General features: G+C 61.9%; 10 protein-coding genes. 6 read left to right on the top strand and 4 right to left on the bottom strand.

Annotated elements, in window-relative coordinates; all coding sequences use genetic code 11:
• Positions 1–105 precede the first annotated feature (105 nt).
• Together LCM4573_RS02240 and LCM4573_RS02235 are read left to right on the top strand one after the other, a co-directional pair.
• Positions 106–1,224 (top strand): branched-chain amino acid ABC transporter substrate-binding protein, encoded by a 1,119-nt coding sequence (locus tag LCM4573_RS02240; protein WP_071004199.1) that lies wholly within the window; start codon positions 106–108, stop codon positions 1,222–1,224.
• Between the two features lie 104 nt (positions 1,225–1,328).
• Positions 1,329–1,733: a VOC family protein gene (locus LCM4573_RS02235; RefSeq protein ID WP_071004198.1), complete on the top strand. Its 405-nt coding sequence runs from the start codon at positions 1,329–1,331 to the stop codon at positions 1,731–1,733.
• A gap of 94 nt (positions 1,734–1,827) precedes the next feature.
• Here LCM4573_RS02235 and LCM4573_RS02230 read toward each other — a convergent pair whose 3' ends face one another.
• From LCM4573_RS02230 to LCM4573_RS02215, 4 genes are all read right to left on the bottom strand, one after another.
• Positions 1,828–2,763 (bottom strand): response regulator, encoded by a 936-nt coding sequence (locus tag LCM4573_RS02230; RefSeq protein ID WP_071004197.1) that lies wholly within the window; start codon positions 2,761–2,763, stop codon positions 1,828–1,830.
• On the bottom strand, positions 2,756–6,160 hold the full coding sequence (locus tag LCM4573_RS02225) for an ATP-binding protein (RefSeq protein ID WP_071004196.1): 3,405 nt from the start codon (positions 6,158–6,160) through the stop codon (positions 2,756–2,758). The genes LCM4573_RS02230 and LCM4573_RS02225 overlap by 8 nt, the downstream gene beginning before the upstream one ends.
• A 110-nt stretch (positions 6,161–6,270) precedes the next feature.
• The gene (locus LCM4573_RS02220; RefSeq protein ID WP_071004195.1) at positions 6,271–6,708 is read right to left on the bottom strand and encodes a DUF488 family protein; all 438 of its coding nucleotides are present in this window, start codon (positions 6,706–6,708) and stop codon (positions 6,271–6,273) included.
• A 47-nt stretch (positions 6,709–6,755) separates the two neighbouring features.
• The gene (locus LCM4573_RS02215) at positions 6,756–7,073 is read right to left on the bottom strand and encodes a putative quinol monooxygenase (RefSeq protein ID WP_071005136.1); all 318 of its coding nucleotides are present in this window, start codon (positions 7,071–7,073) and stop codon (positions 6,756–6,758) included.
• A 222-nt stretch (positions 7,074–7,295) separates the two neighbouring features.
• Between LCM4573_RS02215 and urtA the strand changes: the two genes are divergently transcribed.
• The 4 genes from urtA to urtD all read left to right on the top strand — a co-directional run bounded on the left by urtA (position 7,296) and on the right by urtD (position 12,336).
• Positions 7,296–8,597 carry an urea ABC transporter substrate-binding protein gene (gene urtA / locus LCM4573_RS02210; protein WP_071004194.1) on the top strand — a complete coding sequence of 434 codons (1,302 nt, stop codon included), beginning with the start codon at positions 7,296–7,298 and terminating at the stop codon, positions 8,595–8,597.
• A gap of 208 nt (positions 8,598–8,805) precedes the next feature.
• Positions 8,806–10,410, top strand: a complete 1,605-nt coding sequence (urtB, locus tag LCM4573_RS02205) for an urea ABC transporter permease subunit UrtB (protein ID WP_071005135.1) — start codon at positions 8,806–8,808, stop codon at positions 10,408–10,410.
• Positions 10,407–11,570 carry an urea ABC transporter permease subunit UrtC gene (gene urtC, locus LCM4573_RS02200; protein WP_071004193.1) on the top strand — a complete coding sequence of 388 codons (1,164 nt, stop codon included), beginning with the start codon at positions 10,407–10,409 and terminating at the stop codon, positions 11,568–11,570. Before urtB ends, urtC begins: the two co-directional genes overlap by 4 nt.
• A 4-nt stretch (positions 11,571–11,574) precedes the next feature.
• Positions 11,575–12,336, top strand: coding sequence for an urea ABC transporter ATP-binding protein UrtD (gene urtD / locus LCM4573_RS02195; RefSeq protein ID WP_071004192.1), 762 nt, complete (start codon positions 11,575–11,577; stop codon positions 12,334–12,336).
• Positions 12,337–12,469 lie beyond the last annotated feature (133 nt).

Below are 12,469 nucleotides of genomic sequence, written 5' to 3'. Positions count from 1 at the left end.
TAAAAACCTCAAGTGGAAACCCAGAGTGGAACAACTTCCGGCGCAGTATTGGTGGGGATTGCGCTGGCTATAACCCGACCCGCTTAAGAAACTGGGAGTACATCAATGAAGAAGTCTCTTCTTTCCGCGGTTGCGCTGACGGCCATGGTCGCCTTCAGCGGCAGCGCATGGGCCGACGTCATCGTCGGGGTAGGCGCCCCGATCACCGGCCCGAACGCGGCTTTCGGCGCACAGATCCTGAAGGGCGCCGAGCAGGCTGCCGCCGATATCAACGCGGCTGGCGGCATCAACGGCGAGCAGATTAAGATCGTGGTCGGCGACGACGTTTCCGATCCGAAGCAGGGCGTCTCCGTAGCCAACAAGTTCGCAGCCGATGGCGTCCAGTTCGTGGTCGGCCACTTCAACTCGGGCGTATCTATCCCAGCATCGGAAGTCTATGCCGAAAACGGCATCCTGGAAATCACGCCGGCTGCAACCAACCCGGTCTTCACCGAACGCGATCTGTGGAACACCTTCCGCACCTGCGGCCGCGACGACCAGCAGGGCACCATTGCCGGCGCCTATCTCGCTGAAAAGTTCAAGGATGCCAAGATTGCCGTCATCGACGACAAGACCCCTTATGGTCAGGGCCTTGCCGAAGAAACCAAGAAGGCGATGAATGCCGCCGGCCTGAAGGAAGTCGTCCGTGAAGGCGTCAATGTCGGCGACAAGGATTTCTCCGCGCTGATCGCGAAGATGAAAGAAGCGGGCGTCACCATCATCTATTGGGGTGGGCTGCATACGGAAGCCGGCCTCATCATCCGCCAGGCAAAGGATCAGGGCCTGCAGGCAACGCTCGTTTCCGGTGACGGCATCGTCTCCAACGAACTTGCCTCGATCGCCGGCGATGCCGTCGAGGGCACTCTGAACACCTTCGGTCCGGACCCGACGCTGCGTCCGGAAAACAAGGAGCTGGTCGAGAAGTTCAAGGCTGCCGGCTTCAATCCGGAAGCTTATACGCTCTACTCCTATGCCGCCATGCAGACGATCGCGGCAGCCGCGAAGGCTGCAAATTCCACCGATCCGCAGGCGGTCGCAGAGGCCATGAAGGCGGGCAAGTTCCCGACGGTTCTGGGTGAAATCTCCTTCGACGAGAAGGGCGACCCCAAGCTTCCCGGCTACGTCATGTACGAGTGGAAGAAGGGCGCGGACGGCAAGTACACCTACGTCCAGCAGGGCAGCTAAGCCCTGCATCGATCGCATCTCGAAAGCCCGGCATTGCCGGGCTTTCTCTGTTTTACGGAAGGTGGAACCGGCGCGCCGGTTCGATCGCGAGGGCAAGAGGCAAAATGAACCAGCAACTGGCGCTGATCGCCATCGTCGTTCGTGACTACGATGAAGCGATCGATTTCTATGTGAACAGGCTCGGCTTCCTACTGGTGGAAGACACCTACCAGCCGGAACAGGACAAGCGCTGGGTCGTCGTCAAACCGGCCGGGGATGGCGGCGCTTCATTGCTTCTGGCGCGCGCTTCCACTCCTCATCAGCAAGAATATATCGGCGATCAGGCCGGCGGCCGGGTCTTCCTGTTCCTGCGCACGGACGATTTCTGGCGGGACTACAACAGTTTGCTTGGCCGAGGCGTCGAGTTCGTCAGGGAGCCCAAAGAGGCCGATTACGGGATCGTGGCGGTCTTCAAGGACCTCTACGGCAATCTCTGGGATCTCGTCGAGTTTACAGACGGAAGACCTTGAGCGGAATGCTCCGCTACGCGGACCGCTCGTTGAGCCCTTCGCTTTGGCTCAGGGCGTTCGTCGCTGCAATCGATTCACTGGATCGATTGCTCCACTACGCGGACCGCTCCTCACCATGCAGCGCATGGGCGGCCTTGACGGCAGCCGAAGCGCGGTTCTCGACGCCGAGCTTCACGTAGATCTGCTCCAGATGCTTGTTCACCGTGCGGGCGGAAAGGCCGAGGATATCGCCGATGTCGCGGTTCGACTTGCCTTTGGCGATCCATTGCAGCACTTCCGACTCGCGCTGGGTGAGGGAAAAATGCTGGCGCAGCACTTCGTCATCGGAACGGTTGCTGGCCGCGGTCAGCCGGAAGAGATGTTCGTCTGCGCCGATGGCGCCCAGATAGGCGAATTGCAGGTTCGTCTCGCCGCTGCGGGGCATGGAGAACGTGGCGTCGCGGGCAAAGCCGGGCTTGTCGCGGCCCGCCAGCCAGGCCGCGATATGACGGGCGGCAAGGTCTAGCCCGTCTTCGGTGCCGGTGGCGGCCCTAATGAGCCGCGTTGCCTGCGGCGTCGACCAATGGAGGCCGCCGTCGCCTCTCACGGCCAGCAGGTGCCGGCCGGCGGCATCGAGCGCCACGCGGGCGCTCTGGGCGGAGCGGGCGTTCGAAAGGTGCACGCGGATGCGGGCTCGCAACTCGTCGATGTTGATCGGCTTGGTGAGGTAATCGACGCCGCCGGACTCGAGCGCGTGCACCACGTGCTCGGTCTCCGTCAGCCCGGTCATGAAGATCACCGGCACCTGCGCCACGGCCGCGTTGGTCTTCAGCATCCGGCAGGTAGCAAAACCATCCATGTTCGGCATGACCGCATCGAGCAGGATGAGATCCGGTGTGATGCGCTCGACGATGTTGAGCGCCGATTGACCCGAGGTGGCGATCAGCACCGAGAAGCCGGATTGCTCGAGCGCCTCCGTCAGGAAACCCAGCGCCTCGGGGCTGTCGTCAACCAGGAGCACGATATCGCGGGGCAGGGCCGTCTCAGCCATCGGTGGCCCTTTCTTCACCGAAGCGCCCTTCTTCGCCGAAGCGATTGAGGAAAGTCATATAGCCCGCCATGTCGAAAGCCTGCACATAGGCGCCAAGCTCTTCGGCGAAAGGCCGGTTTTCCTCCATCCGGGCAATATCGGCGAGCTTGGCTTCGATGCCGCGGACGTAGCCTATTTCGCCAAGGCGCAAAAGGTCCTGCACATGGTTTTTCCCCGGGCTCCTGACCGGCCCCTTCGCCATCGGCGGTGGAGAGAAGGCAGGATCGCCTTCATAGATCCATTCGAGGCCGAGGTGCGCCGCCAATCGATCGCTCAGGCGGCGGATATCGACCGGTTTCGAGATGGTGTCGTTCGGTCCCTCGTCTCCCAGATTGGCCGCGACCCCGTCATTGATATTGGCGGACAGCATGACGATGGGGGCCGTCTGGCCGATCTCTCTCAGCCTGGCGAGCAGCTGCCAGCCGCTCATGCCGGGCATCAGGATATCGATCAGGAAGAGGTCCGGCTTCACGCCCTCGATCAGGGTCAGGCAGTCCGGGCCGCTGTTTGCGGTCAGCACCACGAAGTCCATCGGCACCAGCACTTCCCGCATCAGGTCGCGGTGGTCCTCGTTGTCGTCCACAACGACGATGGTGCGGCGCGGGCCGGTATAGGAAACGATCTTCTTTTCCGCAGCCGGCGCAGTATTGGGCCGGTCGACGGCGGACAGCATAAGCCGCACGCGGAAGGTCGAACCTTCGTCCTTCCTGCTTTCCACTTTGATCTCACCGCCGAGCGTGTTGGTGAGAAGCTGGGTGATGGTGAGCCCGAGGCCAAGGCCCGGCATGGGTTTGACGCTGTCGGCCTCGCCGCGCTGGAAAGGCTCGTAGATGCGGCCGAGGTCTTTTTCCGCTATGCCCCGGCCGGTATCCGAAACCGTGAAACTCGCCACCTGGCTGCGATAGGCGACTTCGAAACGCACCTTGCCGTGGTCGGTGAACTTGATCGCATTCGACAGCAGGTTGACGAGGATCTGGCGCAAGCGCTTCTCGTCGGTGCGGACATATTGCGGAAGCGAGGGAGCGCGCTCGTGCTCGAAAGCAAGACCCTTGGCGTGGGCCTGCAGGGAAAACATCTCGACGATCTGGTCGAGGAAATCCTGGATGTTTATCTCGTTGGAATAGACCTGCAGCCGGCCGGCCTCGATCTTCGATATATCGAGGAGGCCATCGATCAGTCCGGAAAGGTRATCGGCGGAGCGCTTGATGACCTTGATCGCCGAATGCCGGGGAGCGGGTATGGTCTCGTCGCGTTCGAGGATCTGGGCGTAGCCGAGCACGGCATTCAGCGGTGTGCGCAGCTCGTGGGAAAGCCCCACGACATAGCGGCTCTTGGCGCGGTTGGCGGCCTCGGCGGTCTCCTTGGCGTCCTGGAGCGCCGCATCGGTCTTCTTATGCGCCGATATTTCTTTGAGGAGCAGGGTGTTCTGGCGGGAAGATTCCTCCTCGGCCACCATGCGGCTGTCATGGGCGAGCACGTAGAACCAGGAAACGATGCCGGCGATCAGCGCAAAGACGAAGAAGACGATCAGGATCGTACCGTAGACGATTTCGGCATTGGCGGGATAGGCGTGCCCGATCTGATAGGCGATCATGGCGAGGATCGCCCCGATCAGGGAGATTGCGACAGCGGCGGTGATGGAATAGCGGCCGAGCCGCGAGCGTAGCCGCTCGACGATCGTTTCCGGCAGCACCGCGCGCGCCACGGCACCCACCTGGGCGTTCACCCGCGCCTGCGGCTTGCACATATCATGGCAGCGGCTGTCGAGCGAGCAGCAGAGCGAGCAGATCGGCGCGGCATAGGCCGGGCACCAGGCCATATCCTCATGCTCGAACGGGTGTTCGCAGATCGAGCATGTGATCGAGCCGAGGCTTTTCCAGCTCTGGCGCGGCTTGCGGGCGAGATAGTATTTTCCGCCTGTGGCGAAGGCGATCGCCGGCGAGATCAGGAAGGCGATCAGCGTCACATAGGTGGACATCGAAGCCATCAGGCTGCCGAACAGCCCGAAATGGGCGGCAAGCGCCACGCCCGCCGAACCGAACATGGCGCCGAGCCCTACCGGGTTCAGGTCGTAGAGATGGGCGCGCTTGAACTCGACGCCGGGCGGCGAGAGGCCGAGCTTCTTGTTGATGAACAGGTCCGCCGAAATGGTGCAGAGCCAGGCCATGGCGATGATGGAGAAGATGCCGAGCGTCGCCTCCAGCAGCCGGTAGATGCCGAGTTCCATCAAAAGCAGGGCGATCGCCACGTTGAAGACCAGCCAGACCACCCGGCCTGGATGGCTGTGCGTCAGCCGCGAAAAGAAGTTCGACCAGGCGAGCGAGCCCGCATAGGCGTTCATAACGTTGATCTTGAGCTGCGAGACCGCCACGAAGGCGGCCATCAGCAGGAGTGCCGCCGTCTCGTTGGGGATCATGTAGCCGAAGGCGGCGAGATACATATGGGCCGGATCGGCGGCTTCGCCCACGGGCACGCCGGTCGAAAGCGTCAGCACGGCGAGGAAGGAGCCGGCGAGCAGCTTCGGCACGCCAACCACGACCCAGCCGGAGCCCGCAAGAAACACCGCCACCTTGTGGCGGAACTTGCGCAGTCCTTCCGGCGGCAGGAAACGAAGGAAATCCACCTGTTCGCCGATCTGCGGCATCAGCGCGAGGATGACGGCGGAGGCTGCGCCGAATTCGAAGAGATCGAAAGGCGCTGCTCCGCCGACCTCGGCATTGGAGTGATTGATGCCTGCGAAGGCGCGCCAGAGGTCGAATTTTTCCCAGTCCAGGAAGGCGATGAAGACGAAGGGCAGGATATTCAGCACGATCCAGAAAGGCTGGGTCGCGAGCTGGAAGCGCGAGATCATCTGCACCCCGTAGATGACGAGCGGGATCACCACCACGGCGCTGATCATGTAGCCGATCCAGGGCGGAATACCGAAGGCAAGGTGAAGCGCGCCGGTCATGATCGAGGCTTCGATCGCAAACAGCATGAAAGTGAAGCCCGCATAGATCAGCGAGGTGATGGTAGAGCCGATATAGCCGAAGCTCGCGCCGCGCGTCAGAAGGTCGATATCCACCCCGTGGCGGATCGCATAGCGGCTGATCGGCAGGCCGACGAGCAGCATGACGATTGCGGCGGCGATGATGGCGAAGAAGGCATTCGTCGTGCCGTAGGAGAGCGTTATCGCGCCACCGATCGCTTCCAGCGCAAGAAAGGAGATCGCGCCGATCGCGGTCTGCGAAATGCGCTCGGAGGAAAAGCGCCGGGCGCTCTTTGCCGTGAAGCGCAGAGCATAGTCTTCCAGCGTCTGGTTGGCGACCCACCGATTGTATTCTCGCCTGACGGGAATGATGCGTTGCCGCGCTGCCATGCCTAAAATCTAGCCTACGAGGTGTAAAGCTTGTTGATTAGGCACTTTCGAACGCTACGCGATGTTTTGCAAGCGCGCTTTTGCGGTCGCGAAGACTTTCCGCAGTCTTCCTAGAGATGGTGGACCTTCAGCGCCCCCTCCCATTTTTCGTTCAGGTACTCGCAAACCAGCCGCCGGTGGCAGTGATGCGGCGTATCCTCCGAGCAGAGCAGGCAGGCGTTGCGAAACATCTCCGGCTTCAGTTTCGTCTCGATCTTCCGTTCCGCCATGAGATCGAGGAAGTTGCGCTGGAAGACATCCCACGGGCCCTTCTCTTTCTTGAATGCGCTCATGATTTCTTCGGTCGGCGCCAGCAGCGGCTCGTGCACATATTCGGCGCCGCATAGCTCGTTCAGGAAATAGGGGAGGTCTTCCGCCTTGGCGAAGCCGGCGAGCTGCGAACTGTTGTGAAGGCGCACGTCGATCAGCCGTTTGACGCCGGCTTCCTTCAGGCGGTTGAAGAAGCCTTCCGCCGAAGTTTTCGTAAATCCGATGGTGGTGACATTCATGGCGGGCTCCTCATCCGCCTCCTATCTTTCGCAGGCCTTAGGGCGTGTCAATCAGGGCCGCTTGCACGGTCGCTCCGCACCGGATGCCAAATTGAGATGTCGCGCGGGCTTGCGAGAAACTCCGGTAGCGCCGCATGCCAGGCTTCCCGGTAGGGGCGCTTCACCTGCACCTCCAGCACGTCCTCATGATCTTCCCAGGTTTCGTAGAGCATCATGCGGTTCTCATTGTCGGGATCGGCATGGAGCACCGCTTCATGGAACATGGGCTCGTGCCGCATGGCGTCCAGCACGCCATTGAGCAATGACATGAATCTCTGGCGCTGCTCCGGGCGAATGTCGAACTTGATGAGATAGGTGACCGGCATGGTATTTCTCCTTGCGAGATTCATGGCGATGGACCTGACGTAATCCCCATCCGCTGTCAGGTCGATTACCTTGGAGGTCATAAATCCCCGCCCGCCGACGGCTTCCCGTTTCTCCCCCGCCGGTACGTCATATGACGTATGTGGTTTTGCGATGCAGCACCCGATAGTTCCGGAAGCAGCGGCCAAGTCGTTGCAGATGAACGAGAAGAGGGGATCGAACCAATGAATTTCAAACCATCGATTGGGGCAAAGCTTGGCGGCGCGCTGCTCGCTGCCGCCCTGTCCACGACCGCCTTCCACGGCGCGTTCGCCCAGGAAGACACGATCAAGATCGGCGTCCTGCACTCGCTGTCGGGCACGATGGCGATTTCCGAGACGACATTGAAGGACGCCATGCTTATGCTCGTGGAAGAGCAGAACAAGAAGGGCGGCGTACTCGGCAAGAAGCTCGAGGCCGTCGTCGTCGATCCGGCTTCCGACTGGCCGCTGTTTGCCGAAAAGGCCCGCCAGCTGATCTCCCAGGACAAGGTCGCCGCCGTCTTCGGCTGCTGGACCTCGTCCTCGCGCAAGTCCGTCCTGCCGGTCTTCGAAGAGCTGAACTCGATCCTCTTCTATCCCGTCCAGTACGAGGGTGAGGAATCCTCGCGCAACATCTTCTATACCGGTGCCGCCCCGAACCAGCAGGCCATTCCGGCCGTCGACTATCTGATGAACACCGAGGGCGTCGAGCGCTGGGTGCTCGCCGGCACCGACTACGTCTATCCGCAGACGACCAACAAGATCCTCAAGGCCTACCTGATGTCCAAGGGTGTGGCCGAAGAGGATATCATGATCAACTACACGCCATTCGGTCATTCCGACTGGCAGACGATCGTGACTGACATCAAGAATTTCGGCTCCGCCGGCAAGAAGACCGCCGTGGTCTCCACCATCAACGGCGATGCCAACGTTCCCTTCTACAAGGAGCTCGCCAACCAGGGCGTGAAGGCCGAGGATATCCCGGTCGTCGCCTTCTCGGTCGGTGAAGAGGAGCTTGCCGGTCTCGACACCGCTCCGCTCGTCGGCCATCTTGCCGCCTGGAACTACTTCCAGTCGGTCGAAAGCGAAGCGAATGCCGAGTTTATCGAGCAGTGGCACGCCTTTACCAAGAACGACAAGCGCGTCACGAACGACCCGATGGAAGCGGCCTATATCGGCTTCAATGCCTGGGTGAAGGCCGTCGAAGCCGCCGGCACCACCGATACGGATGCCGTGCTCGACTCGATCATCGGCGTATCGATCCCGAACCTTTCGGGCGGCACCTCCACCGTCATGCCGAACCATCACATCACCAAGCCGGTGCTGATCGGTGAAATCCAGGCGGACGGCCAGTTCGAGATCGTCCAGGAGACGCCGGCCGTCGTCGGCGACGAATGGTCCGATTACCTGCCGGATTCGAAGGACCTGATCGCCGATTGGCGCAAGCCTATGGAGTGCGGCAACTTCAACGTCGCCACCGGCAAATGCGGCGGCAAGGGTAGCTGATTTCTCGTGAACTTCAGTGGGGGATTGCCCCTCACCCTAACCCTCTCCCCGTTTTAACGGGGAGAGGGGACGTGCCCATCTCGGCGCCTGAGAGATCCGGCGCGGTTGCGGCAAATGTCCTTCTCCCCGTAGGCGGGGAGAAGGTGCCGGCAGGCGGATGAGGGGCAGCCAAGCCCTCCAACTGTCCGGCCATCCGGGGGACAACAGCATGCTTATCCGTTTTTTCAGTCTGGTTTTTCTACTCCTCTCCCTGGCCGCACCCTCCTTGGCGCAGAGCGATCCGAAACCGTTGATCGATGCGCTGGGCAAGGCTGATTTCAAGCAAGCTGAAGCGCTGATCGGCCAGATTGCCGCCACCGGCGATCCGCGCGTCGTCCCGGCGCTCGAAGCCTTTGCGGAAGGCGATCTCTATGTCCGCAAATCGGACAATCTCGTCTTCATCGCCAAGCCGGCAGGGGCCCAGTTCACGCTGGTCGATCCAATGACCAGTGAGGAGGCGGGGCAGGTGGCGAAGGCGGCCGTTACCAAAATCCGCGTCAACAATAACCTGCGCCGCGTCATCCGCTCCGCCCTCGGCGGCCTGACGCTTCTGAGCCCCGATCGCGCCGTGCGCCTCTCGGCGGCCGATGCGGTGCTGCGCTCGCCGAGCCCGGAAAATCTCGAACTCGTGGAAGCCGCGCTCGCCAAGGAAACCGATGCCGAGGTGAAAACCCGCATGGAGGAGGCGCGCGCCGTCTCGCTGCTCTCCTCCGACCGCTCGGTCGAAGAAAAGCGGGCCGCGATCGAGACCATTCGCAACTATGGCGGCCGCGACGCGATCGGCATCCTGCGCGCGGCTTACGGCTCGGTCGATGCCAGCCTGCAACCCGATATCGACGATGCCGTTGCGTCGATCGAGGGCGAGCTGGCGCTCTGGGACATGGCGCAGAACGTCTGGTACGGGCTGTCGCTTGGCTCGGTCCTGCTGCTTGCGGCGATCGGCCTTGCCATCACCTTCGGCGTGATGGGCATCATCAACATGGCGCATGGCGAAATGGTCATGCTCGGCGCCTATTCCACATTCGTCGTGCAGGAGGTGATCCGCACCAATGCGCCCGGGCTTTTCGACTGGTCGCTGGCGATCGCGCTGCCGGTCGCCTTCCTCGTCACCGGTGCCGTCGGTCTTGTGCTGGAGCGGGGCGTCATCCGCTTCCTCTATGGCCGGCCGCTCGAAACCCTGCTTGCCACCTGGGGCGTCTCGCTCATCCTGCAGCAGGCGATCCGCTCGATCTTCGGGCCGACCAACCGGGAAGTCGGCAATCCGTCCTGGATGTCCGGTTCCTTCGGCTTCGGCGGCATGACGATTACCTGGAACCGGCTCTGGATCATCGCCTTTTCGCTTTCGATCTTCGTGGCGCTGCTGGTGCTTTTGAAGCGCTCCGCCTTCGGCCTGCAGATGCGCGCCGTCACCCAGAACCGCCGTATGGCCTCCTCCATGGGCATCCGCACGCCCTGGATCGACGCCTTCACCTTCGCGCTCGGCTCGGGCATTGCCGGCATCGCCGGTGTCGCGCTTTCCCAGATCGACAACGTCTCGCCGAACCTCGGCCAGAGCTACATCATCGACAGCTTCATGGTGGTGGTCTTCGGCGGTGTGGGCAATCTCTGGGGCACGCTGGTCGGCGCCATGTCGCTCGGCATCCTCAACAAGTTCCTAGAGCCCTCGGTGGGCGCCGTTCTCGGCAAGATCCTCGTGCTGGTGCTCATCATCCTCTTCATCCAGAAACGTCCGCGCGGGCTCTTCGCGCTCAAGGGAAGGGCGGTGGAAGCATGATTTCGGGCTTCATCCTGCGCGCGCTCGAAGGCAAGATCGTCGTCGCCATCGCAATCCTGCTCGGTGTCGCCATCCTCGTGCCGGCGCTGAACCTGCTCGTTCCCGCCGGCAGCGCCTTCCACATTCCCACCTATGTCATGGCGCTGATGGGCAAGTATCTCTGCTACGCGCTCTTGGCGCTGGCGCTCGATCTCGTCTGGGGCTATTGCGGCATCCTTTCGCTCGGCCACGGCGCCTTCTTCGCGCTCGGCGGCTATGCCATGGGCATGTATCTGATGCGGCAGATCGGCAGCCGCGGTGTCTACGGCAATCCGGAACTGCCGGATTTCATGGTGTTCCTCAACTGGCAGGAGCTTCCCTGGTTCTGGCACGGCTTCGACATGTTCTGGTTCGCCATGCTGATGGTGCTCGTTGTGCCGGGCCTGCTCGCCTTCGTCTTCGGCTGGTTCGCCTTCCGCTCTCGCGTCAACGGCGTCTATCTCTCCATCATCACCCAGGCGATGACCTATGCACTGATGCTTGCCTTCTTCCGCAACGACATGGGCTTTGGCGGCAATAACGGGCTCACCGACTATAAGGACATTCTCGGCTTCCCCGTACAGGCGGACGGCACGCGCGCCGTGCTTTTCGCAATGTCGGCAATCATGCTGGCGCTCTGCCTGCTGATTGCCTCGGGCATCGTGCGCTCCAAGTTCGGCAAGGTGCTGGTGGGCGTGCGCGATGCCGAAAGCCGGGTGCGTTTCCTCGGCTTCCGCGTCGAGCATATCAAGCTCTTCACCTTCGTCGTTTCGGCGATGATGGCGGGGATTGCCGGCGCGCTCTTCGTGCCGCAGGTCGGCATCATCAACCCCGGCGAATTCGCGCCGGCCAATTCCATCGAAGTCGTCGTCTGGACGGCGGTCGGCGGGCGCGGCACGCTGATCGGCCCGATCATCGGCGCGGTTCTGGTCAATGCCGGCAAGAGCTTCTTCACCGGTGCCTTCCCGGAATTCTGGCTCTATGCGCTCGGCGGGCTCTTCATCGCCGTCACGCTTTTCCTGCCGAAGGGCATCGTCGGGACGATCCAGCACGGTTTCAGCGCCCGCAAGGCCATGAAGGCCGCTCGCGAAGCGGAAAAGGGAAGGGACATCGGTACCCCGATGGCGCAGGCAGCGGAGTGAGACGATGAATACGATCGCCGAAACCAGAACCAAGAGCCTGCTCTATCTCGATGGCGTCTCCGTCTCCTTCGACGGCTTCAAGGCGCTCAACTCGCTGTCCTTCGTGGTGGAACCCGGCGAGCTTCGCGCCATCATCGGCCCGAACGGGGCCGGCAAGACGACGATGATGGACATCATCACCGGCAAGACGAGGCCGGACACCGGCACGGTGCTCTTCGAGGATTCCATCGACCTTACGAAAAAGGACGAGGCGGACATCGCTCAGCTCGGCATCGGCCGCAAATTCCAGAAGCCGACCGTCTTCGAAAGCCACACGGTCTGGGACAATCTGGAGCTTGCGCTGAACCGCTCGCGCGGCGTCTTCGCAACGTTGTTCTACAAGCTCTCGCCGGACGACAAGGCACGCATCGAGGAAATCCTGACGACAATCCGGTTGACGCATCGGAAAGACGAGCTGGCGGCCAATCTCTCGCATGGCCAGAAGCAATGGCTGGAGATCGGCATGCTGCTGGCCCAGGAACCGAAGCTTCTGCTGGTCGATGAGCCTGTCGCCGGGATGACGGATGCGGAAACGGCGGAGACGGCGGTGTTGCTCAAGGAAATCGCCAGGACGCGATCCGTCGTGGTTGTCGAGCATGACATGGGCTTCATCCGCGAACTCGGAGTGAAAGTGACGTGCCTTGCGGAAGGCTCGGTGCTGGCCGAGGGATCGATCGATTTCGTGTCGAACGATCCGAAGGTGATCGAGAACTATCTGGGGCGGTGAGGGTGAACGCTGTGCCACTTGTTGAAGAAAGTCCCCTCCCCAACCCCTCCCCACAAGGGGGAGGGGCTTCAACGCCACGCTCCCCGGCCTCACTGGAGGCAAGGCAGTGCCACGAGTCCTCTCCCCCCTTGTG

It is taken from the genome of Rhizobium sp. LCM 4573 (assembly GCF_001854865.1).
Lineage (GTDB): Bacteria > Pseudomonadota > Alphaproteobacteria > Rhizobiales > Rhizobiaceae > Neorhizobium.
This window is presented reverse-complemented; position numbering and strand designations above follow the sequence as displayed.